The sequence below is a fragment of the Schumannella luteola genome (assembly GCF_013408685.1).
Classification (GTDB): domain Bacteria; phylum Actinomycetota; class Actinomycetes; order Actinomycetales; family Microbacteriaceae; genus Schumannella; species Schumannella luteola.
The window spans coordinates 2,140,728-2,167,231 of the sequence record NZ_JACBZY010000001.1; the positions used below are offsets into that span (position 1 = coordinate 2,140,728).

Genomic DNA, 26,504 nt, shown 5'->3' on the forward strand with positions numbered 1-26,504 from the left:
TCAGCCGGCGAGGGCCTTGCGGATGCGCTGGATCGAGATCGGACCGGCTGCGCCGAGCTGCTGGGCGAACAGCGAGACGCGCAGCTCCTCGAGCATCCAGCGCACGGCGCGCAGGCGCTCGGGCACGGCCGGCGTGAGCGGCAGTGCACCGCCGGCCTCGCGGTAGAGCGCCGTCGCGCTCTCGACCTCGTTCTGCCAGACCCGGTCGCGGCCGGGATTCTGCACGAGCGCCTCGACCCGCACGGCGATGCCGCGCAGGTAGACGGGCACGCGGCGCAGCTGGGTCGCACCGGTCGCGCCGATGAAGCCGGGATGCACGAGCGCCTCGAGCTGGGTGCGCGCGTCGGCGAGCGGCGACATGAACGCGAGGCTCGAGTTCTTCGAGATCGCCTTGTCGGCGGCGCGGGCCGCGTCGAGAACGGCCGCGGCGGTCGCGACGACGCCGAAGACCGCATCCAGCAGCCCGGCCGAGATCTCGTCGCGCAGCGCCTCGAACTCCACACGGGTGCGCGGGGCACGGGTGCCGACGCGCTCGTCGATCGCGGCGGCGAGGGCGTCGTCGAGCAGAGCACCGGTCGAGCGGTAGGGGCTCGTGGCGAGCGCCATCTTCTCGGGGCCGGTCAGGTGCTCCTGCACGTAGGAGAGCGGGCTCGGCAGCGCGAGGGCGAGCAGACGGCGGATGCCGGCGGCGTGCGCGCCGGTCGCTTCGCTCTCGGTGCCGAAGAGCTTGATGGCTGCGGTCGAGCCCTCGTCGACGAGTGCGGGGTAGGCGCGGATCGTGTTGCCGCCCTGCTTGGTGTCGAGCACGGCCGGCAGCGCGTCGAGGTCGAAGCTCGTGAGCCCGGTGCGCTCGAGATCGCTCCGCGGCGTCGTCGCCGCCTTGGCCACGCTCGTGCGCGCGCGCTCGCCGAGGCTCGTCTTCAGCTCGTCGAGGTCCTTCGAGCGGCGCACGCGACGGCCGCGCTCATCCACCGCGGAGTAGCTGACGCGCAGGTGCTCGGGCAGTCGGCTCGCATCGAAGTCGTCGGGGGAGACGGGAGTGTGGGCGAGTCGGCGGATGAGCTCCGCCAGACGCTCGGTCAGGCGTCCGTCGGGCGTCGACGGCAGCTCGGCGACGAGACGGCGCGCCCAGTCGCCGGCGGGCACGACGTTGCGGCGGATCGCCTTCGGCAGCGTCTTGATCAACGCCGTCACGAGCTCCTCGCGCATGCCCGGCACGAGCCAGTCGAAGCCGTCGGACTGCACACCCGGCAGCAGGGCGAGCGGCACATCCACCGTCACGCCGTCATCCGCCGCACCGGGCTCGAAGCGGTAGCGCAGGGCGAGGCGCTGGTCGTCGCTGCGCCACTCGCTCGGATAGAGCGACTCATCCACGTCCGGTTCATCGTCCGGCAGCAGGTCGGCCCGCGTCATCGTGAGCAGCTCGGGCTGCTCCTGGCGGGTCGTGCGCCACCAGCTCTCGAACTCGCGCACGGTCGCGACCTCGCGTGGCAGCCGGCCGTCGTAGAAGTCGACGACGGCCTCGTCGTCGAGCAGGATGTCGCGGCGACGCGTGCGCTCCTCGACCTCGGCGAGCTCGCGGCGCAGGCGGCGGTTGTCGCGGTCGAAGTCGAAAGCGCGGTCGCGGGCGATCTCGTTGGGCCACTCGCCGGCGACGAAGGCGTGGCGGATGAGCAGCTCGCGCGCGTACGCCCGGTCGATGCGGGCGAGCTGCACACGCCGGCGCGGCACGATCACGACGCCGTAGAGCGTGACGCGCTCGTTGACGACCGCGGCGCCCTGCCGCTTCTCCCAATGCGGATCGGCGTGGCTGCGTTTCACGAGGTCGCCCGCGAGCGCCTCGGCCCAGGCGGGGTCGATCGCGGCGACCGTGCGGGCGAACAGGCGGCTGGTCTCCACGAGCTCGGCGGCCATGACGGCGGCCGGCGGGCGCGACGACAGCGCCGAGCCGGGGAACACGGTGAACTTCTGACCGCGCGCGCCGAGGAACTCGCGACCGCGGCGATTGCGGCCGTTCTCGTCGCGGGAGTCCTCGCGGGCCGCCTTGCCTCCGGCGTTCGAGCCGGTCGTCCGGTCGTCGCGGATGCCGATGCGGCTGAGCAGGCCCGCGAGCAGCGCCTTGTGGATGGCGTCGGCGTCGGAGCCGGTCGTGCCGTCGGAGTCCGCGGTGCCGGTCTTCGCGGCGCCGCTCCGCTCGGCGACCGTGGTGCCGGTGGACTCGGCTCCCGCGGCGGCGCCCTCGGAGTTCTGGCCCCGCCCGCGACCACGTCCTCGTCCGCGCCCGCGCGCATCCGGCCCCTGCTCGTCACGCGCCCCGCGCCCGCGGCCGCCGCCGGCCCGGCTGCCCTCGCTGCCCTTGAGGTCGAGGGCGCGCAGGATCTGGCGGTTGAGGTCCTGCCATTCGCGCACGCGCAGGTAATTGAGGAACTCGTCGCGGCACATGCGCCGGAAGGCGTTGCCGCTGCGGTCCTTCTGCTCGCGCTGCAGGTGGTTCCAGAGGTTGAGCATCGACACGAAGTCGCTCGACGGGTCGCGGAAGCGCGCGTGCAGCTGATCGGCTTGCGGGCGCTTCTCGAGCGGGCGCTCGCGCACGTCCTGGATGCTCAGCCCCGCGACGATCGCCGTCACCTCGCGGGCGACGCCGAGGCGGCGGCCCTCGACGAGCATGCGGCCGAAGCGCGGGTCGACGGGCAGGCGCGACAGCTCTCGCCCGATGCGGGTGATCTGACGGGCCCCGCCGTCACGGCTGGGATGCACGGCGCCGAGCTCGGCGAGCAGATCGAGGCCGTCGGCGATGCCGCGCGAGTCCGGCGGCTGCAGGAAGGGGAAGGCGTCGATCTCGCCGAGGTCGAGCGAGATCATCTGCAGGATAACCGCGGCGAGCCCGGTGCGCAGGATCTCGGGGTCGGTGAACTCGGGGCGGCGGGCGAAGTCCTCTTCCGAATAGAGGCGGATCGCGATGCCATCGCTCGTACGGCCGGCGCGGCCCGCGCGTTGATTGGCGCTGGCCTGGCTGATCGCCTCGATCGGCAGCCGCTGCACCTTCGCACGCGGCGAGTAGCGGCTGATGCGGGCGGTTCCGGCGTCGATCACGTACTTGATGCCGGGAACCGTGAGGCTCGTCTCGGCGACGTTGGTCGAGAGCACGACGCGACGGCGCACGCCGGCCGGGCGCGCGCCGAAGACGCGGTGCTGGTCGGCGGCGCTGAGTCGTCCGTAGAGCGGCAGCACTTCGGTGCCCGACGACTCGCGATAGCGGCCGCGCACGGCATCCTCGGCGTCGCGGATCTCGGCCTCGCCGCTGAGGAAGACGAGCACGTCGCCGGCGCTCTCGCGGTCGAGCTCGGCGAGGGCGTCGAGGATGCCGTCGGGCTGGTCGCGGCCGCCGGCGGCGCCGGGCCCGACCTCGTCCGCGTCGTCCTCTTCATCGCCGCCGGTCGCCGCGGCGTCGGCGACGAGCGGCCGGTAGCGGACCTCGACCGGGAAGGTGCGCCCCGAGACCTCGACGATCGGGGCGGGCTCGCCCTGCGCATCCGCGAAGTGCTTCGCGAAGCTCTCCGGGTCGATCGTCGCGCTCGTGATGACGACCTTGAGGTCGGGGCGTCGGGGCAGCAGTCGGGTGAGGTAGCCGAGCAGGAAGTCGATCGTGAGGCTGCGCTCGTGCGCTTCGTCGATGATGATCGCGTCATAGCGCTTCAGGTCGCGGTCGCGGTTGATCTCGGCCAGCAGCACGCCGTCGGTCATCAGCTTGACGCGCGTGCTGGTCGAAGTCTGGTCGGTGAAGCGCACCTGGTAGCCGACGACGGTGCCGAGCTCGACGCCGAGCTCCTCGCTCAGCCGCTCGGCGATGCTGCGCGCGGCGATGCGGCGCGGCTGGGTGTGGCCGATGTGCTCGCAGCCGGCCTCGAGCAGGATCTTCGGCAGCTGCGTCGTCTTGCCCGAGCCGGTCTCGCCGGCGACGATCACGACCTGGTTCTCGCGCACGGCCTTCAGCAGATCGTCGCGGCGCGCGCTCACGGGCAGCTCGGGCGGGTACGCGATCACGTAGGGGACAGGCGCAGCCGGCGCGGATGCCGCGGGATGCGCGGTGGCGGGGGAGTCAGGCGAGGAGGTCATGGGCAGCCTTCCATCTTAGCGTCGCGTCGGAGTGTGACGCCCGTGCCGGCGAGGCCGGAGCCTCGCCCCCTAGCGTGGGGATCATGACTTTCTCCGTCCCCACCATCGAACTCAACGACGGCATCCAGATCCCGCAGCTCGGCTTCGGCGTCTTCAAGGTCGACCCGGCCGAGACCGAGCGCATCGTCACCGACGCGCTCGAGGCCGGCTACCGCCACATCGACACCGCCGCCATCTACGGCAACGAGGAGGGCGTCGGCGCCGCGATCGCGAAGTCGGGCATCGCCCGCGACGAGCTCTTCGTGACCACGAAGCTCTGGAACGACCGTCACCAGAAGGACTCCGCTCACGCCGCGATCGACGAGAGCCTCGCCAAGCTCGGCCTCGAGCACGTCGACCTCTACCTGGTGCACTGGCCGACGCCGGCGAAGAACGACTACGTCGAGGCGTGGCAGGCGCTCATCGAGATCAAGGAGCTGGGCAAGACCCGCTCGATCGGCGTCTCGAACCACCAGGTGGCGCAGCTCGACGAGATCATCGCCGCGACCGGCGTGACCCCGAGCGTCAACCAGATCGAGCTGCACCCCGGCTTCTCGCAGCTCGAGCTGCGCACCCACCACCAGAAGCTCGGCATCCACACCGAGGCCTGGGGCCCGCTCGGTCAGGGCAAGTACGACCTGCTCTCGCGCGGCGCGGTCGTCGCGGCGGCCGAAGCGCACGGCGTCACCCCCGCGCAGGTCGTGATCCGCTGGCACCTGCAGATCGGCAACATCGTCTTCCCGAAGTCGAACGCGAAGGAGCGCATCGCGCAGAACTTCGACGTGTTCGGCTTCGAGCTGACCGAGGGCGAGGTGGCCGCGATCACCCTGCTCGACGAGAACAACCGCGTCGGCTCGCACCCGGACGACGTGAACTGACGTCACCCCGACAGCGAAGGGGTGCGCTGCCCGGTCGGGCGGCGCACCCCTTTGGGTGTGACGGGCGGGGCGGGTTAGAGCGCCAGCTCGACGCGCTCGCCGCGGGGCGTGGTCGCGAGCAGCTCGGCCCGACCCGCCGAGGCGAAGGCCGCCTCGAGATCGGCGCGGCTCTCGCTGAAGTGCTGCCAGTCCTCGCAGTGCACGCCCACGACCGCGTCGGCGCCGAGCACGCCGGCCGCCTCGGCCGCATCCGTCGACGTCAGGGTGAGGTTGCCGTCGATCGCGGGGACGCGCGCGGCGCCTGCGTTGAGCACGGCGAGGCGGATGTCGGGGAAGTTCTCGCTGATCTGCTTCACGAGTCCGAGCGACAGGTTGTCGCCGCTGACGTAGACGGTCGGCTCGCCGCTCTTTTGCAGCACGAAGCCGACGACGGGTACCTGCTCAGCCGCGCCCGGCCGGTGCTGGGCCGGCACGATCGTGATGGTCACGTCGCCGAGCTGGTGCTTCTCCCAGTCGTCGTAGCCGACGACCGAGCCGCCCCAGAGGTCGCTCGCCGCCGCGCGGGTGCTGATCGTGAGCGGCCCGGAGGCGATGAGCTCGAGGCCCTCCCAGTCGAGGTTGTCCTTGTGCGCGTGATGCGAGAGCAGCACCAGGTCGACGGGGCCGACCTGAGCGCGGGTGAGCCCCGGTCCGTGGGTCTTCACGAGCGTCGCCGTCCCCGCGTCGCCGGTGTAGGTCTGCGGGGGATCGAAGGTCGGATCGGTCACGATGCGCAGACCGGCCCACTCCAGGAGCACCGTCGGTCCGCCGATGTAGGTCACAGCCGTCGTCGACATGGCCCGAGCCTAGGGCGCTCCGCGGTCGCCCCGCCGGGAACCGGCTGGATGTGCGCTCGGCGTGGTCGGAGTCATCACCGCAGCGACAGCGCCTGGCGCGGGCACAGGCTCACGGCGACCCGGGCGTCGGCGAGCTCGATCGGCTCGACCGGGATGTCGGAGCCGTAGCCGAGCGCGCGCGGGTAGCCCCATTCGTCGAGTTCGAGCAGACCCGGCAGCAGCTCGGCGCAGAGCCCGCGGGCCGCGCAGGCGGTCCAGTCGACGTGCAGGGTGGCGGCCGGTGGGGTGGCGGCCGGTGGGGTGGCGGCGCGCGCGCCGGCGGTGCGCGGACGCCGGGCGGATGCGACCGGTGCGGCGGGCGAGGCCGGCACGCCGAGCGGGACGCGCGTGCTCATCGCTCCGCCTCGCAGGCTCCGGCGAGGTGCGCATCCACGTCGCTCGCGAACTCGCGCAGCGTCGAGGCGACGAGACGCACGGTGCCGTCGGGGTGGTGGCAGGCGCCGCGACCGTCGACGAGGGCGCCCACCCGCGCGATCTCGGCGGGCAGGCCCGGGTGCCGCTCGCGGCGGGCGAGACGGTCGAGCAGTCCGGCGATGCGCGGCAGGCCGTTGACGCAGGGCCCGCACTGCCCGGAGGACTCGGCGGCGAGCATCCCGGCGATGCCGGCGGCCGTTCGCAGGCCGCAGCGGCCGTGCGGCAGCACGTGCAGGATGCCGGCCCCGGGTGCCGCGCCCCAGGGGGCGAGTCCGGCGCGATCAAGCGGAGCGTCGAGCGCCGACCCGGGAACCCAGCTGCCGTGGTAGCCGCCGACGAGCACGGCGCGCACCCCGGCTCCGAGCCCGGCGGGCTGAAGCCCCGCGTCGCCGAACCCGGCCGCCGTCAGGATCGTGCCGAGCCGCGTTCCGCCGGCGATCTCGAGCACCGTGAGCGGCGTTCCCGGCGCGCTGACCGTCACGAGCCGCGTGCCCGGGTCGTCCGCGGTGCCGCGCGAGCGGAACCAGGCGCCGCCGAAGCGTGCCACGAGCGCGAGGTGCGCGAGGGTCTCGACGTTCTGCACGAGCGTCGGGCGGCGACGGTAGCCCGCGATCGTGAGCCGGACGGGGTGGTCGCGCGGAACCGGACGCTTGCCCTCGAGGTTCGCGACGACGGCCGAGGCCTCGCCGCCGACGAACTCGCCGCGGGCCGCGACGAGCTGAATGCGGGCGCCGCCGGTGTCGGCATCGGCACGGCGCGCGAGCACGGTCTGCAGAGCGGGGTGCAGCTCGACGTCGGCGACAAGACGAACTTCGGCGGCATCCACCGCGCGAGCCGCGAGCAGCAGCCCGTCGATCACGAGATCCGGCGCGGATCGCAGCAGCAGGCGGTCCTTCGCGCTGAGCGGCTCGCCTTCGCTGCCGTTGCCGACGACGACCGGACGCCCGGAGCGGCCGGCGTGCGCGGCATCCCGCGCCGAGCGGAGCTTGCGGTGCACGGGGAAGCCGGCGCCGCCGCGGCCGGTGAGACCGGCGAGCTCGAGCTCGGCGAGCAGGCGATCGGGGGCGATGTCGGGCAGCGGCCCGAAGGTCGCCACATGCTCGCCGGCGTCGGCGAGGCCCGCGGCCAGCAGCCGGCGCACGCCGTGCGGAGCCGGCACGGGGGAGCCCGGATGCCGCGTGTCGACACGGGGCGTGCCGCTCTCGGTCGGGGCGACGAAGGGCGAGGTGGGAGCCCGGTCGAGCAGGGTCATCGGGGGCCTCCGATCGGAGCGGCGGGGATGCGGGGAGCGGATGCGGGAGATGCCGACCCGAGCGCGCCGGGTGCGAGCGCAGCGGGTGCGGACGACGCGGGGGCCGCGCTCGGCGGAGTGCTCATCGCGATCGCGCCCGCCGGCCGCCGGAACCGCGCGCTGAGGCGCCAGACCAGCGCCGCGACGACGGCGCCGACGCAGACGACGGTGAGCGCGATCATCCACGGAGTGAGCGCATCCGTCCCCGTGCCGAGGCCGTGCGCGAGCGCGATCGGCCAGAGCGCGTAGGTCGACAGGTGCACGGCCCGGAAGGCGCGGGCGCCGATGCGCCGCCGCAGCAGAGCCGTGATCGTGACCGCGAGCATCAGGTCGATCGCGACCGTGCCGAGCCCGAGCCAGAACGGCCGGTACTCGCCGAGGAAGGGCACCACCAGATCGACGAGCTTCAGCTGCGCGTAGGGGTCGAAGAGCAGCGACACGACGTGGATGGCGATGAACGCCGTCGCCAGGATGCCCACGTTGCGGTGCAGCGTCGCGACGCCGAAGCGGGGCAGCCCGATCGCGGGGCGCCCGGAGCGGGTGAGGATGCCGAGCACGACCGACCCGGTCATGAGCAGCAGTCCGATTGCACCGGTCGCGCGGCCGAGGGCCCAGAGCGCCTCATCCATGTCAGTCTCCCGTCGGGTCGTCGGCAACCTCGAGCGGCCAGCCGCCGAGCACGAGCACGCGGCCCTCCGCATCCACCAGGCGGGCCGGAAGTCCGATCGCCGCGAGCCAGGGCAGCGCGGCCATGCCGCGCACGATCGCCGCGGTGCTCAGCATGTTCGCCTCGACGCAGCTGCGCGCCGCCACCGAGACGCTGCGCCAGACCGCCTCGGCCGGCAGCCCGGTGCGCGGGTCGAGGATGTGGTGCATCCGCTCTCCGCTCCGCGTCCAGGAGCGGTGCTGGGTGCTCGACGTCGCCACGGCCCAGCCGCCGCGCAGGCTCACGGTCGTCGCCGGGTCGCCGGGGCGATCCTGCGCTCGAACCTGCCAGCCCCCGACCGGGCCGCGCCCGGCCGTCGCGATGTCGCCGCCGAGCGCGACGAGCACCGAGCATCCCAGCGTGCGATGGACCTCGCCCGCGACGTCGTCGGCGGTCAGCGCCTTGGCGGTCGCCCCCAGATCGAGAGCGAGGTGACCGGGCAGCCGCAGCCGGTCGCCCTCGAGCACGAGGCTGCGCCAGCCCGGGCGCACGGTCGCGACGGCGCGCACCAGGCGGCCGTCGTCGTCGGCGACGAGGCGGATGTCGCGGTCGTAGCCGACGGCGGCCAGCGCCTGGCCGAGCGTCGGATCGACGTCGCCGTCGCTGCGTTCGGCCGCGGCGATCGCGGCGCGCACCAGGCGGGAGAGGAGGGGGCTGATGCGGGCCCCCGTCGCCAGCTCGGCGGCCACGCGATTGACCTCGGAGTCGTGGCGGAACCGGCTCGCGGCGTGATCCACGGCGACGGTCAGCCGGTCGGCGATCGCGATCGCGGCCGGCAGCTTCGCGGGGTCGTCGACGACGATGCGCGCGGTGGTCGACCAGAGCGGCCAGTCGCGGGAGGCGAAGACGGGGGTGGGGAGCGTGGTCGTCGACATCTCAGGACCCGCTCGTGGTGGCCTGCGAGTCCTGGCCGGAGCCGGACGAGACGGGGGAGTCGGAGGAGGATGAGGAGGAGGAATCGGCCGACGAGTCGGTGCTGCTCGAGCTCGAGCTCGAGCTGTCGGAGTCGGTCGACGACCCGTCGTCGGTGCTCGTGGCGGAATCCGTGGTGCCGGCGTCGTCCGACGAGGTGCCGCTTGAGGAGTCGCCGCTCGAGTCGGTGGACGTGTCGGTCGTGCTGGAGCCGCTCGAGTCGGTGGACGTGTCGGTCGTGCTGGAGCCGCTCGAGCTGTTCGCGTCCGATGCCGCGGCGCCGATCGCCGTCGTGCCGACCACGAGGCCCAGCGCGCTCGCGACCACCACGATCGCCGTCGCGATCCGGGTGCGCAGCCATCCGCCCCGCCGGGCGTCTCGGCCGTCTCGAGGGTCTCGCGCGTCCATGGGGTCTCCTTCCATCGGGACCCTCATCGCATCCCACCGCGCTATGCCGTTCCGAGGTCGTTCCTGTGCCGCTCCTGAAGGCACCTCGAGAACGGGATCAGAGCGGATGCCGACGCGTCGCCGCGCCCAGCGCCTAGCCTGGGCAGATGGCCGGAGACCGCCTCGCCGACGCCCTCAGCCCCTACCTGCGCGCCCACGCCGCCAACCCGGTCGACTGGTGGCCGTGGGGTGAGGAGGCCTTCGCCGAGGCCGAGCGCCGCGATGTGCCTGTGCTCGTCTCGATCGGCTACTCGACCTGCCACTGGTGCCACGTCATGGCCCGCGAGAGCTTCTCCGATCCCGAGGTCGCGGCCGTGCTGCGCGACAGCTTCGTGGCGATCAAGGTCGACCGCGAAGAACATCCCGAGGTGGATGCGACCTACCTGGCCGCCGCGAGCGCCTTCACCCCGCAGCTCGGCTGGCCGCTGACCGTGTTCACGACGCCGCGCGGGCGGGTGTTCTACGCGGGCACCTACTTCCCGCCGGAACCGCGGTCGGGGGTGCCGGCGTTCCGCCAGGTGCTCGGGGCGGTGGCGGAGGCCTTCCGCGAGCGGCGCGCCGAGGTCGAGACGAGCGCGGCGGCGGTCGCCGAGGCCGTGCGCGCCTCGGTGCCGGAGACGGCCGGGACGGCCGACGGATCCCAGCTCGCCGCCGCGGCCGCCGCGCTCGCCGCCCACGAGGACACCGCGTTCGGCGGCTTCGGCGGTGCTCCCAAGTTCCCGGTCGCTCCGGTGCTTCTCTTCCTCGACGGCCGAGCGGATGCCGGCGACACCGCGGCCGTCGAGCTCGCCCGCCGCGCGCTGCACGCGATGGCCGCCTCCCCGCTGCGCGATCCGATCGAGGGCGGCTTCTTCCGCTACGCGGTGCAGCGCGACTGGAGCGAGCCGCACTACGAGCGGATGCTCACCGACAACGCGCTGCTGCTCGACCTGGCGGCGCGTCTGGCCGTCGACGGAGGCGGAGGCGAAGGCGGAGTCGGTGCCGAGGACTCCGTCGCCCGCGAGGTCGCCGAGGGCGTCGCGGGGTTCCTGCTCGACGTGCTGCGGCGACCTGACGGCCGCTTCGGCGCGGCCCAGGACAGCGAGAGCGACGTCGACGGCGTGCGCTCGGAGGGCGGCTACTACTCCCGCGACGCGGCGGGGCGCGCGCTGCTGGTCCCGCCCGCGATCGACGACAAGGCCGTGACCGGCTGGAACGGGCTCGCGATCGGCGCGCTCGCCGAGGCCGGGCTGCGGCTGGGGCGACCGGAGTGGATCCGCGCCGCCCGCGAGGCCGCCGACGCGGTGCTGCGGGGAGCGACCGACGAGCGCGGGGTGCTGCGCCGAGCGGCGGCCGGCGCGACGGTGTCGGATGCGGTGGCGACGCTCGAGGACGCCGGGTTGCTGGCCGGGGGACTGCTGCGACTCGCGGGCGCGCTCGCCGCGGTGCCCGCTCTCGACGCCGAAGCCGAAACCGACACCGGAGCGGGCGCCGCATCCGCCGCTGATCCCGCCCGCTACCTGGCCCGCGCCCGCGAGGAGCTCGCGCGCTGCGTGCGCGACGGTGTGATCGTGCCGCCCTACGGCGCCGATCCGGTGCTCGCCGAGCGCGGTCTCGACCTGGCGCTCGACCTGGGCGAGGGCGCCGCGCCCTCGGGCCGCTCGGCCGTGGCCGATGCCGTGCTCCGGCTCTACGCGCTCACGGGCGAAGCCGAGCACGCTCGCCTGGCCGAGTCGGCGCTGGCGCCCGCCGTGCGCCCGGCGCTCGAGGGTCCGATCAGCTTCGGTGCGGCGCTGCACGCGCTCGACCGACTCAGCCGCCCGCTCGCGCAGCTCGTGATCGTGCTGCCGGCCGCGCCGAGCGACGACGATCGCGCACTGCTCGCGAGCGCCCGACGCTGGCGGTCACGCGGGGGAGCGCTCGTCGTCGTCGCGGAGCACGATGTCGCGCGCCTGGCAGAGCTGGGCTTCGAGCTGTTCGCCGCCCGCGCGCTGCGCGACGGCCGCGCGACCGCGTACCTCTGCGAGCACTTCGCCTGCGCGCTGCCGGTCACGACGGCCGCCGAGCTGGATGCGCTGCTCGGGCGCTGAGGTCCTGGTCGCCGACGCGGGTCTGAGAACCCGTGTCGCAGAGCTGCGACAGACCCGCGATGATGAGGGGACATCCGATCTCTAGCGTGAAGAACATGATCCGAACCAAGCTCGCCACCCTCGCCCTCCTCGCCGCCGCGACCGTCGCCCTCACCGGCTGCAGCATCGGCATCTCCGGACCCGACGACGACGCCACCGGCTCGACCTCGAAGTCGACCCCGAGCCCGTCGAAGGCCTCAGACGACGACGCGGACCGCGCCGACGACACGAAGTCCGGCGGCGCATCCGGCACTCTCGGCTCGGCCGGCATCTCGAACGGGCCGTGCGCCGGCAAGTCGTTCGAGGTCACCGAAGACGACGCGGTGCTCGTGCTGGACGGAGCCTGCGGCGATGTCGTGATCAGCGGCGACGGCGTCTCGCTGAACTTCGACGGGGCGACGTCGCTGACGCTCACCGGCGACAACACCACGGTGATCACGAACGGGCCGATCGGCGCCGCGCAGATCGGCGGCAGCGGCAACAGCGTCAACGGCTCGGAGTACGAGAGCGTCGCCATCTCCGGCGACACCGCGACCGTGCTCGGCACCCGCATCGGGGCCCTCACCGTGAGCGGCAGCTACAACACGGTCAACTGGGACTCCGGAGCCACGGGCGCGAGCAGCGACACCGGCGTGGGCAACACCTTCATCCGCTGACGATCACATCGGTGATCCCGCCCCGCCCGGCGATGCTCTGACGGGTCGCGAAAGCCCCTTCCTGCGGTCGATTCCGCCGCAGGAAGGGGCTTTTTCGACCCCTCACGGATCTCTGCGCGGGCTCGGGGCGCGGAGCGGAGCGGCGTGACGCGTGTGGGGGAGCGGGGCGCAGGTGCGGTCGAGGTCAGAGCGGCAGGCGCAGCCGCACCGAGGTGCCCTCGCCGAGGCGCGAGCGCAGCGCGACGCTGCCGCCGTGGCGCTCGACGATCGTGCGCACGAAGGGCAGTCCGAGTCCGCTGCCGGCGACGTCGCGGGTGTGGCTGCCGCGGGCCAGCTCCTCCCAGACGAGTCCCTGCTCCTCAGCGGGGATGCCGCGGCCGGTGTCGGCGACCTCGAGCGTCACGCCGCCCTCGTCCTCGGCGCCGCGCAGCTCGATCCGGTCGCCCGGCTGCGAGAACTTCAGCGCGTTGGCGACGAGGTTGTAGACGGCGAGGAACAGCAGGTCGACGTCGCCGCGCACGGGCGGCAGCGGGCGCGGCGCGCGCGGGAAGCTGACCGCGAGCGAGCGGTCGGACGACTGGGGGAGCTCGCCCACCGCATCCACCACCTCGCGTCCCAGTGCTTCGAGGTCGACGGGAGCGATCTCGAGCTGCGCGTTCTCGAGCTCGCCGAGCTTGCGCAGGTCGGCGAGCAGTCGGGTCAGGCGCTGCGCCTGCGCGTCGAGCCCCGCGGCGACCTCCGTCTCGGGCAGGTTCGAGAGCCCGAGACGGATCGCGGTGACCGGGTTCTTGAGCTCGTGGTCAAGCCGGTCGACGAAGCGGCGGCGCTCGGCGCGCTCGCGCGTGACCGCATCCTCGCGGCTGCGCAGCTCACGACGGCGCAGCGCCGCCCGCACCGCGATCACGAGCAGCAGCACGACGGTGGCGAGCAGCCCGAGCTGCACCCAGATCCACTCGAGCTGCCAGGTCACGACGATGCGGCGCCGGTCGCCCGCGGCGACGCCGATGACCGTGCCGATCAGGCCGAGGGCGAGGGGGATGAGCGCGATCCACCAGCGCCTCATGCGCCGGCTCCGCCCGGACCGCCGCCGGCTCCGCCCGGACCGCCCGCGCTGCGCGCGACCGGGTGCAGGAAGCGGTAGCCGACGCCCTGCACCGTGTCGACATAGAGCGGGGTTCCGCTGTCGTCGGCGAGCACTTTGCGCAGCTCGGCGATGCGGTGGTCGACGGCGCGGCTCGCGACGGGCTGGTCGAAGCCCCAGACGGCGGCGAGCAGACGTTCGCGGGTGAGCACCTCATCCGGATGGGTCATGAGGTAGTCGAGCAGGCTGAAGGCGCGCGGCGTCAGCGTGACCTCGCGGCCGTCGAGCCAGACGCGGCGGGCGACGCGATCGATGCGCACCGCGCCCGCGGTGAGCCCCGCCGAGCCGCCGAGCGCGGGCTGCCCGGCGTTCACGCGGCGCAGGATCGCGCGGATGCGGGCCACCAGCTCCTGCGGGTCGAAGGGCTTGTTGAGGTAGTCGTCGGCGCCCTCCTCGAGCGCCGCCGCGCGCTCGAACGACTCGCCCACCTGGGTCAGCAGGATGACCGGCAGCTGGCTGCCCTCGCGGCGCAGCCGGCGCAGCACCTCGCGGCCGTCGAGCACCGGCATCATCACGTCGAGCACGACGAGCGCGGGGGAGTTCCGCTCGATCGCCGCCAGCCCCTCGCCGCCGTCCTCGGCGGTGTAGACCTCGAATCCCGAGCGGGAGAGGAAAGGGGCGAGCGCATCGCGGATGCCGCTCTCGTCGTCGACCAGCAGCACGCGCGGGCGCGTCGGCGGAGGGATGCTCACGGCACGAGCGTAGCGGCGCGCCCGTCCCGAACCGGAGGCGCACGATCGACCGTGACGCAATTCAGGATCGGGGACGACGCAATTCAGGATCGCGCGCCGATTCGGGCCTCCGATCGTGCCGATCGGAGCTTCGATCCTGAATTGCGAAGCCGTGGATCCTGAATTGCGTGTGGTCGGCGCCGCGCTCGCGCATCCACGAGGATCGGAGGGTGAGCGAGCTCGGGTATCTGACGGCGTCGGTTCCGCTGCGTCTCGCGAACGCCGCCTCGACCGTCGTGCTGCCGCTGCTCGCGGTGCAGCACACGGGTGACATCGTGACCGGGGGCGCGCTCGGCGGTGCCCTCGTCGCCGCCTCGCTCGCCCCGAGCGTCGTCGCGGCGCCGCTGGTGGGCGCGCTGCTCGACCGCACCCGGCATCCGCGTCGGTGGATGATGACGGCCGCGATCGTGCAGGCCGTCGCCCTGGTCAGTGTGGCGGGCCTCGGCCTCGTGCCGCTGCCGTTCATCGTCGCGCTGCTCGTGCTCGGCGGGATCGCCAGCCCCTTCTACCTCGGCGGCATGTCGAGCTTCGTGACCGACGTCATCGCCGACGAGCGCCGGGCCTACGCCGATGACGGCGTCTCGTACAACATCGCCTCGGTCGGCGGACCGGCGCTCGCCGCGCTCGTCGTGGCCCTCGCCGATGCCCGCCTCGCCGCCCTGGTGACGGCCGGCGTCGCCGTGGTCGGCGCCGTGGGGATGCTCGCGCTGCACTTCACCCCGCGTCCGCTGCACGACGACCTGCACCTGGGGCGCGACCTGCTCGCGGCCGCGCGAGCGCTCACCCGGCACCGTCCGCTCGCCGCCGTCACCGCATCCGGAACCCTCAGCCAGGTGGGCCAGGGCGCCCTTCCGATCGCCGCGATCGCCCTCGCGCACGAGCGCGCCGGCAGCGCCGACCTCGGCGGCTGGATCGTGACGGCCTTCGCGCTCGGCGCGCTCGCCGGCGGCATCGCCTACGCGCTGCTGCCGGTGCGGATGCGCCCCGAGGCGATCATGGGCGGCGGCTTCGCGGTCGTGGGGCTGCTCACGCTCGTGGCCGTCGTCGATCTCGGCATGCCGTTCACCCTCGTCGTGGTCGGCCTGTCGGGTGTCGTGGTCGCGCCGAGCGCCTCGGCGATGCTGCTGCTGCGCAAGCAGCAGAGCCGCCCGCGGGTGCGCTCGCAAGTGTTCACGATCGGCTCGGGGCTGCGCACGGCGGCGGCCGCGCTCGGCGCCGCCCTCGTCGGTCAGCTCGGCGGCGCTCCGGCCGGCGTGCTGCTCGCGCTGATCGGCGGCACCTGGCTCGTCTCGGCGGCGATCATGCTCGCCTTCCCGCGCGGCGCGCGCCCGATCGACGCCGTCGCCTGAGTCGTCCCTCCCGGGCGGGAGCGATGGTCACCCCACCCGCCGAGGGACGCGGCAGCGATCCGGTCGAGGTCGTTCGGCTCAGCCCAGCTGCGCCGAGTGGACGACCACCGGCGTTCCCGAGCGCGAGACCGTCGCCCGGTCGAATGGGAGCCTGATCCGCTCCGCGACGCGCTGCGAGGGGATGTTGTCGGGCGCGATGATCGCGACCAGCCGTTCGGCCAGGTGCTCGCGCTCGGCGAGGGCGCGGCAGGCGAGTGCCGCCTCGGTCGCATAGCCGTGCCCCTGGTGACGCGGCAGCAGGTGGTAGCCGACCTCGAGTTCGCGCGCGTCGTCGACGACCTGCCAGGTCAGGCCGCAGTCGCCGAGGAAGACGCCGTCGGGAGTCTCGACGACCCAGAGTCCGAAGCCGTGCTCGGCGTAGTTGCGCTCGTTCCAGGCGATCCAGTCGTCGGCCTCGGCGCGGGTCTTCGCCGCCGGGTAGTGCCGCATCACGTCCGGATCGCCGAGCAGGCCGGCCATCGCATCCAGATCGTCGGCGTGCATCTCGCGAAAGCGCAGGCGTGCGGTCGGCTCGGGCAGCATCCGGTCACGCTACCCGCCGACCGCACACCGCCGGCGGGTGGATGCGGTCGTGCGGAGCCGGATCAGAGCATCAGCGCGGGTCGCCGTCGGTCGTGCGCTGGCGCACGCTCGCGTTGCCGGCCGGGTCGACCGAGCGGTGCTCGGTGGTCACGCGGCCGCGCAGGGTGACGACGAGTCCGATGATGAACAGCACGGCTCCGGCGACCATGAGGATGCCGCCGATGATGGGCAGGCTCACTCCGGGCACGGCGAACGAGACAGCGAACGCGAGGATCGCGCCGATCACGAACAGGACGACTCCGCCGACGATCATGGGGTGCTCCCTTCACAGCCGCACGCGACTGCGCACGGGGTCGGCCTGTGACGGTACGCGTGCCCCGGCAGGCGGGTCCGACGCTCGGAGGCGGCGCTCAGGTCGCGCTCGGGCGACGTGGATGCGAGGTGAGCGCGCTCAGGTACGCGGGGTCGGGAGCGGGCGGTGCCACGCGACCTCCCGGGCGAGCTGGCCGCTCTCGCGGAACAGCCGCACCTGGTGGGCGTCGGGGAGCGCAGCGGCGAGCGCACCCCGCTCGGCCGGCTGGAATCCGAGCGACTGCCAGAACGGCCCCGAACGACGGCTGAACAGCCAGGCGTCGGTCGCGCCCTCGACCGCGGCGGCGTCGAGGGCCGCGAGCGCGAGCTGCCGGCCGAGCCCGCCGCGCCGAGCTGCCGGATGCACGGCGACGCTGCGCACCAGAGCGTGGCGTCGATCCGCGCTCAGCTCGTAGCCGGTGCTGCCGACGATCGCCGAGCCCGAGCCCGAGTCCGAGTCCGAGCCCGAGCCCGTGCCCGTGCCCGTGCCCGTGCCCGCGGAGCCGACCACGTCATCCACTCCGCCCCGCACGACCCAGAGCCGCACCGTCGGGTCGTCGAGCGCGCTGAGCGTCAGGTCGGCCTCGCGCAGGAATGCGGTCAGCTCGACGACGGACGACGGCGACACCCGCTCGAGCGCGAGCCCGGGCGCGGTGCCGCCGTCGTGGTCGTCCAGAATGCGTCGATCAGGGTCGGTCGCTGATGCGGGTCAGCGCAGCTGCTTGCGCGAGCTGATCTGGCCGGTGTCGAAGCCGAGCAGGTGCAGTCCGCCGTGGAAGCGGGCGTGCTCGACCTTGATGCAGCGGTCCATGACGACCGTGAGGCCCTTCGACTCGCCGTAGTAGGCGGCCTCCTCGTTCCAGATGCCGAGCTGCACCCAGATGGTCTTCGCGCCGATCGCGACGACGTCGTCGATGACGGCGGGGATGTCGCTGCCCTTGCGGAACACGTCCACGATGTCGGGCACGACGGGCAGATCGGCGAGTGACTTGTAGACCGGCTGGCCGAGGATCTCGTCGGCGTTCGGGTTGACGAAGTAGAGGTCGTAGTCGCTCGACTGCTGCAGGTAGGTCGACACGAAGTAGCTTGAGCGCGCCGGGTTCGGCGAGGCGCCGACGATCGCGACGCTCTTCGCGCGACGCAGGATGCCGAGGCGCTCCTTCGCGGTCGGGCCCACCCAGGTGCGCTGCGACTTGAGCAGCTTCGCGAGCGGCGAGGAGGCGGGCAGCTCGCAGGTGAGACCGTTCGAGAGCTGCGTGGTCTGGAGCTCGGAGGAGGCGGTGTCGGTCATGCGCCCATCATCCCTTCACGGCGGCGCTCAGCGCCTGGTCGAGGTCGAAGATGATGTCGTCGGGGTCTTCGATGCCGACGCTGAGTCGGATCAGGCCGCCGTCGACGCCGGCCTCGGCCAGCTGCTGCTCGGTGAGCTGCGCGTGCGTGGTCGAGCCGGGGTGGATGATCAGCGTCTTCGCGTCGCCGATGTTCGCCAGGTGCGAGGCGAGTTCGACGCTCTCGATCGTCTTCTGCCCGATCGCGCGGCTCGACTGCGTCGCGGTGCCCTTGACGCCGAAGCTGAACACCGATCCCGGCCCCTTCGGCAGGTACTTCGCGGCGCGGTCGTGGTGCGGGTGCGAGGCGAGGCCCGCCCAGTTGACGTACTCGACGCGGTCGTCGGCCTCGAGCCACTCGGCGACGGCGCGCGCGTTGTCGACGTGCGCCTGCAGGCGGAACGGCAGCGTCTCGACGCCCTGCGCGAGCAGGAAGGCCGAGTGCGGCGCGAGCGAGGGGCCGATGTCGCGCAGCTGCTCGGCGCGCAGGCGGGTGAGGAAGGCGTACTCGCCGAAGTTGCCGTGCCAGTTGAGCCCGCCGTAGCTCGGCACCGGCTGGTCGAAGAGCGGGAAGCGCTCGTTCGCCCAGTGGAAGCGACCCGACTCGACGACGACGCCGCCGAGAGTCGTGCCGTGCCCGCCGAGGAACTTGGTGGCCGAGTGGATGACGACGTCGGCGCCCCACTCGATCGGCCGGTTCAGGTAGGGGGTCGCGATCGTCGAGTCGACGATCAGCGGCAGGTGGTGCGCGTGCGCGACCTCCGCGAGGCCCTCGAGGTCGGCGATCTCGCCGGAGGGGTTCGCGATCGTCTCGACGAAGATCAGCTTCGTCTTCTCGGTGATCGCGGCCGCGTAGTCGGCCGGGTCGGAGGAGCTCACGAAGGTGGTCTCGACACCGAAGCGGCGCAGGGTCACGTCGAGCTGCGTGACGGTTCCGCCGTAGAGCGACGCGGAGGCGACGATGTGGTCGCCGGCCCCGGCCAGCGAGGCGAAGGTGATGAACTCGGCGCTGAGGCCGGAGGCGGTGGCGACGGCGCCGAGGCCGCCCTCGAGCGAGGCGATGCGCTCCTCGAAGCTCGCGACCGTCGGGTTCGCGAGGCGGCTGTAGATGTTGCCGTACTTCTGAAGAGCGAAGCGGGCCGCCGCATCCGCCGTGTCGTCGAACACGAAGGCGCTCGACTGGTAGATCGGCAGGGCGCGCGCCCCGGTCACGGGGTCGGGGATGTTGCCGGCGTGGATGGCGCGGGTGCGGAAGCCCCAGTCGCGGTCGGTCTCGTGGCTCTCGGGCATGCGCCCAGGCTACCGAGCGGCGCCGACGCTCTTCCGCCGCGCGCGCATCCAGATGACGCTCGATGACGACGCGCGCGGCGGCAGGACGGATGGCGACGGCGCTACAGCCAGCTGCGCAGCCAGTAGTGCGAGTAGATGAAGTCGTGCGGCATCGGCAGGCCGATCCACATCGGGAACCAGTAGATGCTGAGCGCGATCGCGAGGATCAGGAAGCCGCCGACGGTCGCGAGGCCGGTCAGTCGTCGGCTCGGCGGGTCGTTCCAGCGCCCCAGCAGATGGGCGAGCGCGACGGCCAGCCCGATCACGAGGAAGGGCTCGAAGACGATCGTGTAGAACTGGAACACCGTGCGCTGCAGGTAGCCCATCCAGGGCAGATACCCGGCCGCGATGCCGACCAGCAGCACCCCGACGCCGTACTGGCGGGTGCGGATGAAGCGGTAGATCAGGAACACGAGCGCGGCCGTGCAGGCCCACCAGATCAGCGGATTCGCGATCTCGGTGATCGCCGCGGCGCTCGCCCCGCCATCCGACTCCTGGTAGTACATGCTCGTCGGCCGCACCAGGAAGAGCCAGGTCAGCGGGTTCGCCTGGTAGCTGTGCGGGGTGCTCTCGCCGACGTGGAAGCCGTACATCGACGCCTGGTAGTGGTACCAGTTCTGGAACGCGGTGGGCACCCAGGCGAGGCCGCCGGTCCAGGCCGTGCCGCCGCCCGACTCGATCCAGTGCCGGTCGTAGCCGTCGTCGCTGACGAACCAGCCGGTCCAGCTCGCCAGGTGCACGGCGGCCGCGAGCGGCACCAGCAGCAAGAAGCTGACCGGGCCCTGCACGAGCACGGCGCTCGTCGGCCAGAACGCGATGCCGGCGCGGCGGCGGTCGATCGCCTCCATGACGATCGACAGGATCGCGAAGATCGCGAGGAACCAGATGCCGCTCCATTTGACCGCGCTTGCCGCGCCGAACGCGACGGCCGCGGCGAGCATCCACGGGCGCCACCAGATCGGCCTGCCCCAGTCGGTGGGCTTGTGCCCGAGTTCGCGCTGCACGACCCAGGCCTCGATGCGCCGCTTCGCCCAGGCGCGGTCGAGCAGCATCGCGCCCACGCCGAGCAGGCAGAACAGGGCGAGGATGACGTCGAGCAGCGCGACGCGGCTCATCACGATCGCGTTGCCGTCGATCGCGAGCAGGCCGCCCGACAGCGCCGTGATGATGCGCGAGCGGAACAGGCCGTGCGCGATCGCCATCGTCAGCACGACGAGCAGGATGCCGACGATCGCGACGCTGATGCGCCAGCCGAGCGCGTCCTGCACGCCGAAGGCCATCATCCCGAGCGCGATCACCCACTTGCCGAGCGGTGGATGCGCGACGAAGCTCGCGGTCGGGCTGTAGACGTCGGTGTCGCCGGCGAGGAACTTCGCGTCGTCGCCGTCGGTCCAGCTGCCCTCGTAACCGAGGTGCAGCTGGCTCCACGCGTCTTTGGCGTAGTAGGTCTCGTCGAAGACGAGCGCGTGCGGCGAGCTGAGGTTCACGAGCCGCGTGATGATCGCGACGAGCAGCACGATCGCGGGCGCGCCCCAGGTCGCGAGGCGGTGCCAGCGCGGGTCGAGGCGGCGCTGCTGCCACCAGGCGTCGAGGCGGGTGCCGGGCCCGGCGGGCTTCCGCGTCGGCGGCAGGCGCAGCGGCTCGTCGGGGTAACCGAGGGCGATGCGGGAGAACTCGGCGTCGGCGCTGTCGGCGCCGGGCGTGCTCGCGGAGCCCGGCGTGCTCGCGGGCGTCGGCACGTCTTCGGCGGATGCGGCGCGCGCGTCGGTCTCGTCGCGGGCGTCCGTCACCCCGACAGCGTAGCCGCGGCCCCCTGCCGCCGAGCCTGGGAGGATGGGCCGCGTGATCATCCTCGCGGCGACCCCGATCGGCAACCTCGGCGACGCGAGCCGTCGCCTGGTCGAGGCGCTCGAGAACGCCGAGACGATCGCCGCCGAGGACACGCGCACGGCCGTGCAGCTCATGCGCGCGCTCGGCGTCGACAACCGGCCGCGGCTCGTGGCGCTGCACGAGCACAACGAGGTCGAACGCTCGGCCGAGCTCGTCGAGCACGCCCGCGAGAGCGACCTGCTGGTGCTGACGGATGCGGGCATGCCGGCGATCAGCGACCCCGGCTTCGCGATCGTGACGGCCGCGATCGCCGCCGACGTGACCGTGACGGCGCTGCCGGGGCCTTCGGCGGTGCTGACGGCGCTCGCGCTGAGCGGGCTGCCGACCGATCGCTTCGCCTTCGAGGGCTTCCTGCCGCGCAAGGGCCGCGTGGCCGCACTGACGCCGCTCGCGGGCGAGCAGCGCACGCTCGTCTTCTTCGAGTCGCCGCACCGCCTCGGCGCCTCGCTCGCCGACCTCGCCACCGCCTTCGGCGCCGAGCGCCCGGCCGCGGTCTGCCGCGAGCTGACGAAGCTGCACGAGGAGATCGCCCGCGGAACCCTCGCCGAGCTGGCCGAGCGCTTCGCCGAGGGGGCGCGCGGCGAGATCGTCGTCGTGGTCGGGGGAGCGGATCCCGTCGCCGTCGACCCGGAGAGCGCGGTGGATGAGGTGGTCGCCCTGGCCGCCGACGGCATCCGACTCAAGGACGCGGCCGCGCAGGTCGCCGCCGCGACGGGCCTCTCGCGCCGCGATCTCTACGAGGCGGCGCTGCGCCGGCGCTGAGACGCCCGGGCCCCGACCGAACCTCGACCGTCCCCGTCGCTCCGAGTCGGCTGAGGGTGCGCCGGTCCGGCGAGCGCGGACGCGCCGGCCGGGGAAGAGTCGATCCCGACCGAGCGCGACACTCGCGCGGATGCGGAGGACGACGATGAAGGCAGTCCGATTCGATCGCTACGGCGGCACCGAGGTGCTCGAGGTGCGTGAGGTCGCCGATCGCGCACCCGGGCCGGGCGAGGTGAGCGTCAGCGTCGTCAGCGCCGGCATCAACCCGGGCGAGATCAACATCCGCGAGGGGGTCTTCGCGAAGACCTGGCCGACCGAGTTCCCCTCGGGGCAGGGCAGCGACTTCGCCGGCGTCGTCGAGATCGTCGGCCCCGGTGTCACCGGAGTCGCCGTCGGCGACCACGTGATCGGCTTCAGCGACGAGCGCAGCTCGCACGCCGAGCAGGTCGTGATCGCGGCCGACCACGTCGTCGCGAAGCCGGCCGGACTCGACTGGGATGTGGCGGGCGCGCTCTACGTGATCGGCACCACAGCGGTCGCGACGCAGCGCTCCGTCGGGGTGCGGTCGGGCGACACGGTGGTCGTCGCCGGTGCGGCCGGCGGCGTGGGCCACCTGGCGGCGCAGCTCGCGCGGGCGACAGGCGCCCGGGTGATCGGAACCGCGAGCGAGGCCAACTTCGACCCGCTGCGCGAGATCGGCGTCGAGCCGGTGCAGTACGGCGAGCGGCAGGAGCAGGACATCCGTGCGCTCGCCCCCGACGGGGTCGACGCCTACATCGACTGCTACGGCTCGGGCAACATCGACATCGCGCTCGCCCTGGGGGTCGCGCCCGAGCGGATCGACACGATCATCGACTTCGCGAACGTCGAGCGCACCGGGGTGCACGGCGACGGCATGTCGATCGTGAAAGACGTCGGTCCGGTGCTGCACGAGCTCGGCGAGCGCATCGCCGCGGGCGAGCTGATCGTGCCGATCCGGCGCCGCTACCCCCTCGACCTGGTGCGCGAGGCCTATGCCGATGTGGCCACCCGGCACGGCCTCGGCAAGGTCGTGCTGCGCATCGCCCAGACCGACATCTGAGCCGCGGATGCCGCATCCACCGCCGTCGGTAACGCGACGACCCGCTCACTAGACTGGCCCGCATGCCTGCTCGCGACCCGTTCTACATCGCGACGCCGATCTTCTACGTCAACGACGTGCCGCACATCGGCCACGCGTACACCGAGGTCAGCGCCGACGCCCTCGCTCGATGGCACCGCCAGGGCGGCGACGACACCTGGCTGCTGACCGGCACCGACGAGCACGGCGAGAAGATCCTGCGCACCGCCCGCGCCAACGGCGTCACGCCGAAGGAGTGGACCGACAAGCTCGTCGAGTCGGCGTGGACGCCGCTGCTCGAGACGGTCGACATCGCCAACGACGACTTCATCCGCACCACCGACGAGCGTCACGAGGTCGCGGTGACCCGCTTCATCCAGAAGCTCTACGACGACGGCCACATCTACGCGGGCGAGTACGAGGGCTACTACTGCGTCGGCTGCGAGGAGTACAAGCAGAAGGACGAGCTGGTCGAGGCGACCGAGGGCGAGTTCGCCGGGCAACTGGTCTGCGCCATCCACTCGCGTCCGGTCGAGATCCTCAAGGAGAAGAACTACTTCTTCCGCATGAGCGCCTTCCAGGACCGCCTGCTGGCGCTCTACGAGCAGGCCGACTTCATCCAGCCCGAGAGCGTGCGCAACGAGATCGTGTCGTTCGTGCGCCAGGGCCTGAGCGACCTGAGCATCTCGCGGTCGAGCTTCGACTGGGGCATCCGGGTTCCGTGGGACGAGTCGCACGTCATCTACGTGTGGGTGGATGCGCTGCTCAACTACATCTCGGCGATCGGCTACGGCGCCGAGCCCGGCAGCGCCGAAGACGCGGAGTTCCAGCGTCGCTGGCCTGCCGTGCAGCTCGTCGGCAAGGACATCGCCCGCTTCCACGCGGTCATCTGGCCGGCCATGCTCATGGCCGCCGGGCTGCCCGTGCCGAAGCGCGTCTTCGGCCACGGCTGGCTGCTCGTGGGCGGCGAGAAGATGTCGAAGTCGAAGCTGACCGGCATCGCGCCGCACCAGATCACCGACACCTTCGGATCGGACGCGTTCCGCTACTACTTCCTGCGCGCGATCACCTTCGGTCAGGACGGCTCCTTCAGCTGGGAGGACCTGTCGGCCCGCTACCAGGCCGAGCTCGCGAACGGCTTCGGCAACCTGGCCTCCCGCGTCACCGCGATGATCACCCGCTACCGCGACGGCGCCATCCCGGCGATCCACGCGGTCGAGCTGACGGATGCCGACCGCGGCATCCTCGCGACGATCGAGCGCGCCAACGCGGGCGCCGACGCGGCGATCGACCGGCTCGCGCTCGGCGAGGCGCTGGCCGCGATCTGGGAGCTCGTCGACGAGCTCAACGGCTACATCACCGAGCAGGAGCCGTGGGCTCTCGCGAAGGACGAGGCGAACGCCGGCCGGCTGGATGCGGTGCTCGCGACCTCGGCGCGCGGCGTCGGCGCGCTCGCGGTGCTGCTCTCGCCCTTCACGCCGAAGGCGAGCGCGAAGCTGTGGGCGACGCTCGGCGGCGAGGGCGCAGTGCAGGATGCGGATGTGCGCGACGCGGTGAACTGGCGCGGCAGCGGGCAGGTGACTCCGCTGGAGTCGCCGCTGTTCCCGCGCATCGAGGTCGAGGCGGCCTCGGCGCCGGGCGGCCCCGCGCGAGGAGCGCCCGCGGCATGAGCGACTACCCGCCGCTTCCCGAGGCGCTTGTGGTGCCGGTCTACGACAACCACACGCACCTCGAGCCGTCGTTCGACCCCGAGCGGGTCGGCGACGACGGCGGCCTGGGCTATCTCGAGCAGCTCGATCGCGCCTCGAGTGTGGGCGTGCGCGGCGTCGTGCAGGTCGGCACCGACCTGGCGAGCTCGCGCTGGAGCGCGGAGGTCGCCGCGCGCGAGCCGCGCGTGCTCGCGGCCGTCGCGCTGCACCCGAACGACGCCGCCGAGCTGGCCGAGGCAGGGCAGCTCGACGAGCACCTCGACGGCATCGCCGAGCTCGCGGGCCAGCCACGCGTGCGGGCGATCGGCGAGACCGGTCTCGACTTCTTCCGCACCCCGTCGTCGGTCGGGCAGGAGGCGCAGCGGCGCAGCTTCGAGGCGCACATCGCCCTCGCCAAGCAGCACGACCTGGCACTGCAGATCCACGACCGCGACGCCCACGCCGAGGTCGTCGAGACGCTCGACCGGGTCGGCGCCCCCGAGCGCACGGTGTTCCACTGCTTCAGCGGCGACGCCGAGTTCGCGAAGCTCGTCGCCGACCGCGGCTGGTATCTCTCCTTCGCCGGCACCGTCACGTTCAAGAACGCGCAGAACCTGCGCGACGCGCTCGCCGTGATCCCGCGCAGCCGCATCCTCATCGAGACGGATGCGCCGTACCTGACGCCGACGCCGTTCCGCGGCCGACCGAACAGCAGCTACCTGATCCCGCACACGCTGCGCTTCATGGCGGCCGAGCTCGGCACCGACGCCTCGATGCTGGCGGCGCAGATCTCGTCGAACACCGAGCTGGTCTACGGCCACTGGGACGACATGCCCGTCGTGACCCCGCCCGGACCGTTCGATGCCCACCCCGAGGGGACGGCCGGACCGTGACCGCCGCCGTGCAGCTGCTGGGCCCGGCCGAGATCCGCGACCTCGCCGAGCTGCTCGACATCCAGCCGACCAAGAAGCTCGGCCAGAACTTCGTGCACGACGCGAACACGGTGCGCCGCATCGTGCGCGCCGCCGGCATCGAGGCCGGCGAGCAGGTGCTCGAGGTCGGGCCGGGGCTCGGCTCGCTGACGCTCGGCATCCTCGAGACCGGCGCGCCGCTCACCGCCGTCGAGATCGACAAGCGCCTCGCCGCGCAGCTGCCGCTGACCGTCCAGCAGCTCGCTCCCGACGCCGACCTGACCGTCGTCACCCAGGATGCGCTGCGCGTGACCACGCTGCCCGCCGACCCGGCGCGACTGGTCGCGAATCTGCCCTACAACGTGTCGGTGCCAGTGCTGCTGCACCTGCTCGAGCACTTCCCGTCACTGCGTGGCGGACTCGTCATGGTGCAGTCGGAGGTGGGGGAGCGGCTCGCCGCGAAGCCCGGCTCGAAGGTCTACGGCTCGCCCTCGGTCAAGGCGGCCTGGTACGGACGCTGGTTCACGGCGGGGCAGGTGAGCCGGCAGGTGTTCTGGCCGGTGCCGAACGTCGACTCGATCCTCGTCGGCTTCGAGGTGGGTGAGGCGCCCGGCACCGAGGAGGAGCGCGTGCGCACCTTCGCGCTGGTGGATGCGGCCTTCGGCCAGCGCCGTAAGATGCTGCGCCAGTCGCTCTCCGAGGTGCTCGGCAGCTCGGCTGCGGCGACCGGCGTCCTCGAATCGGCCGGCGTCGACCCGACGGCCCGCGGCGAGGCGCTGACCGTCGCCGACTTCCTGAGCATCGCCCGCGCCGCCGCCTCGTCCGACGACTGATCCACCCCGCCGCAGGCTGAGCCGCCCGTCAGGTCGGTCTCCTGCCG

The 26,504-nt window shown here is 72.9% G+C and carries 24 protein-coding genes; 9 read left to right on the forward strand and 15 right to left on the reverse strand.

The features are described 5' to 3' along the window. The gene (hrpA, locus tag BJ979_RS09620) at positions 1–4,116 is read right to left on the reverse strand and encodes an ATP-dependent RNA helicase HrpA (protein ID WP_179567382.1); all 4,116 of its coding nucleotides are present in this window, start codon (positions 4,114–4,116) and stop codon (positions 1–3) included. Positions 4,117–4,199: 83 nt separating this feature from the next. Here hrpA and BJ979_RS09625 point away from each other — a divergent pair, with 83 nt between their 5' ends. Continuing rightward, positions 4,200–5,033 carry an aldo/keto reductase gene (locus tag BJ979_RS09625; protein ID WP_179567384.1) on the forward strand — a complete coding sequence of 278 codons (834 nt, stop codon included), beginning with the start codon at positions 4,200–4,202 and terminating at the stop codon, positions 5,031–5,033. Positions 5,034–5,107: 74 nt separating this feature from the next. Here the strand turns inward: BJ979_RS09625 and BJ979_RS09630 are convergent, their stop codons facing one another. The 6 genes from BJ979_RS09630 to BJ979_RS09655 all read right to left on the reverse strand — a co-directional run bounded on the left by BJ979_RS09630 (position 5,108) and on the right by BJ979_RS09655 (position 9,660). Beyond that, positions 5,108–5,869: an MBL fold metallo-hydrolase gene (locus tag BJ979_RS09630; protein WP_179567386.1), complete on the reverse strand. Its 762-nt coding sequence runs from the start codon at positions 5,867–5,869 to the stop codon at positions 5,108–5,110. 74 nt (positions 5,870–5,943) lie between these two features. Next, complete coding sequence (locus BJ979_RS09635) at positions 5,944–6,264, reverse strand: ferredoxin (protein WP_179567388.1); 321 nt, start codon at positions 6,262–6,264, stop codon at positions 5,944–5,946. Further along, the gene (locus BJ979_RS09640) at positions 6,261–7,595 is read right to left on the reverse strand and encodes an NADH-ubiquinone oxidoreductase-F iron-sulfur binding region domain-containing protein (RefSeq protein ID WP_179567390.1); all 1,335 of its coding nucleotides are present in this window, start codon (positions 7,593–7,595) and stop codon (positions 6,261–6,263) included. Before BJ979_RS09640 ends, BJ979_RS09635 begins: the two co-directional genes overlap by 4 nt. Continuing rightward, positions 7,592–8,263, reverse strand: a complete 672-nt coding sequence (locus tag BJ979_RS09645) for a ferric reductase-like transmembrane domain-containing protein (protein ID WP_179567392.1) — start codon at positions 8,261–8,263, stop codon at positions 7,592–7,594. Before BJ979_RS09645 ends, BJ979_RS09640 begins: the two co-directional genes overlap by 4 nt. 1 nt (position 8,264) lies before the next feature. Next, entirely contained in the window at positions 8,265–9,215 is a 951-nt protein-coding gene (locus tag BJ979_RS09650; RefSeq protein ID WP_179567394.1) for an FAD:protein FMN transferase, read from the reverse strand. 1 nt (position 9,216) lies between these two features. After that, on the reverse strand, positions 9,217–9,660 hold the full coding sequence (locus tag BJ979_RS09655; RefSeq protein WP_179567396.1) for a hypothetical protein: 444 nt from the start codon (positions 9,658–9,660) through the stop codon (positions 9,217–9,219). Between the two features lie 146 nt (positions 9,661–9,806). On the opposite strand from BJ979_RS09655, the gene BJ979_RS09660 reads away from it, so the two are divergent. Then, positions 9,807–11,768: a thioredoxin domain-containing protein gene (locus BJ979_RS09660; RefSeq protein ID WP_179567398.1), complete on the forward strand. Its 1,962-nt coding sequence runs from the start codon at positions 9,807–9,809 to the stop codon at positions 11,766–11,768. A 95-nt stretch (positions 11,769–11,863) separates the two neighbouring features. After that, on the forward strand, positions 11,864–12,463 hold the full coding sequence (locus tag BJ979_RS09665; protein ID WP_179567400.1) for a DUF3060 domain-containing protein: 600 nt from the start codon (positions 11,864–11,866) through the stop codon (positions 12,461–12,463). Positions 12,464–12,647: 184 nt separating this feature from the next. On the opposite strand, the gene BJ979_RS09670 is transcribed toward BJ979_RS09665, so the two are convergent. Both BJ979_RS09670 and BJ979_RS09675 read right to left on the reverse strand, forming a co-directional pair. Continuing rightward, positions 12,648–13,526, reverse strand: coding sequence for a sensor histidine kinase (locus tag BJ979_RS09670; RefSeq protein ID WP_179567402.1), 879 nt, complete (start codon positions 13,524–13,526; stop codon positions 12,648–12,650). Further along, positions 13,523–14,290, reverse strand: coding sequence for a response regulator transcription factor (locus BJ979_RS09675; protein ID WP_179570210.1), 768 nt, complete (start codon positions 14,288–14,290; stop codon positions 13,523–13,525). The genes BJ979_RS09670 and BJ979_RS09675 overlap by 4 nt, the downstream gene beginning before the upstream one ends. A 215-nt stretch (positions 14,291–14,505) precedes the next feature. Here BJ979_RS09675 and BJ979_RS09680 point away from each other — a divergent pair, with 215 nt between their 5' ends. Continuing rightward, positions 14,506–15,684 carry an MFS transporter gene (locus tag BJ979_RS09680; RefSeq protein ID WP_179567404.1) on the forward strand — a complete coding sequence of 393 codons (1,179 nt, stop codon included), beginning with the start codon at positions 14,506–14,508 and terminating at the stop codon, positions 15,682–15,684. A gap of 78 nt (positions 15,685–15,762) precedes the next feature. On the opposite strand, the gene BJ979_RS09685 is transcribed toward BJ979_RS09680, so the two are convergent. The 6 genes from BJ979_RS09685 to BJ979_RS09710 form a co-directional block, all read right to left on the reverse strand. After that, positions 15,763–16,266: a GNAT family N-acetyltransferase gene (locus BJ979_RS09685; protein ID WP_179567406.1), complete on the reverse strand. Its 504-nt coding sequence runs from the start codon at positions 16,264–16,266 to the stop codon at positions 15,763–15,765. A gap of 70 nt (positions 16,267–16,336) precedes the next feature. Beyond that, entirely contained in the window at positions 16,337–16,579 is a 243-nt protein-coding gene (locus BJ979_RS09690) for a DUF6458 family protein (RefSeq protein ID WP_179567408.1), read from the reverse strand. 138 nt (positions 16,580–16,717) lie between these two features. Next, positions 16,718–17,245 (reverse strand): GNAT family N-acetyltransferase, encoded by a 528-nt coding sequence (locus BJ979_RS09695; RefSeq protein WP_179567410.1) that lies wholly within the window; start codon positions 17,243–17,245, stop codon positions 16,718–16,720. 81 nt (positions 17,246–17,326) lie between these two features. After that, entirely contained in the window at positions 17,327–17,908 is a 582-nt protein-coding gene (locus tag BJ979_RS09700; protein WP_179567412.1) for a CoA-binding protein, read from the reverse strand. 7 nt (positions 17,909–17,915) lie between these two features. After that, positions 17,916–19,235 (reverse strand): O-acetylhomoserine aminocarboxypropyltransferase/cysteine synthase family protein, encoded by a 1,320-nt coding sequence (locus tag BJ979_RS09705; RefSeq protein WP_179567414.1) that lies wholly within the window; start codon positions 19,233–19,235, stop codon positions 17,916–17,918. 101 nt (positions 19,236–19,336) lie between these two features. After that, positions 19,337–21,064 (reverse strand): dolichyl-phosphate-mannose--protein mannosyltransferase, encoded by a 1,728-nt coding sequence (locus tag BJ979_RS09710; RefSeq protein WP_343046653.1) that lies wholly within the window; start codon positions 21,062–21,064, stop codon positions 19,337–19,339. A gap of 52 nt (positions 21,065–21,116) precedes the next feature. On the opposite strand from BJ979_RS09710, the gene rsmI reads away from it, so the two are divergent. From rsmI to rsmA, 5 genes are all read left to right on the forward strand, one after another. Then, positions 21,117–21,926, forward strand: coding sequence for a 16S rRNA (cytidine(1402)-2'-O)-methyltransferase (gene rsmI, locus BJ979_RS09715; RefSeq protein WP_179567418.1), 810 nt, complete (start codon positions 21,117–21,119; stop codon positions 21,924–21,926). 145 nt (positions 21,927–22,071) lie between these two features. Then, entirely contained in the window at positions 22,072–23,007 is a 936-nt protein-coding gene (locus BJ979_RS09720; RefSeq protein ID WP_179567420.1) for an NADP-dependent oxidoreductase, read from the forward strand. A gap of 62 nt (positions 23,008–23,069) precedes the next feature. Next, positions 23,070–24,695 carry a methionine--tRNA ligase gene (gene metG, locus BJ979_RS09725; RefSeq protein WP_179567422.1) on the forward strand — a complete coding sequence of 542 codons (1,626 nt, stop codon included), beginning with the start codon at positions 23,070–23,072 and terminating at the stop codon, positions 24,693–24,695. Next, the gene (locus tag BJ979_RS09730; protein WP_179567424.1) at positions 24,692–25,606 is read left to right on the forward strand and encodes a TatD family hydrolase; all 915 of its coding nucleotides are present in this window, start codon (positions 24,692–24,694) and stop codon (positions 25,604–25,606) included. Before metG ends, BJ979_RS09730 begins: the two co-directional genes overlap by 4 nt. Then, positions 25,603–26,457: a 16S rRNA (adenine(1518)-N(6)/adenine(1519)-N(6))-dimethyltransferase RsmA gene (gene rsmA / locus BJ979_RS09735; RefSeq protein WP_179567426.1), complete on the forward strand. Its 855-nt coding sequence runs from the start codon at positions 25,603–25,605 to the stop codon at positions 26,455–26,457. The genes BJ979_RS09730 and rsmA overlap by 4 nt, the downstream gene beginning before the upstream one ends. The last annotated feature ends 47 nt before the right edge of the window (positions 26,458–26,504 follow it).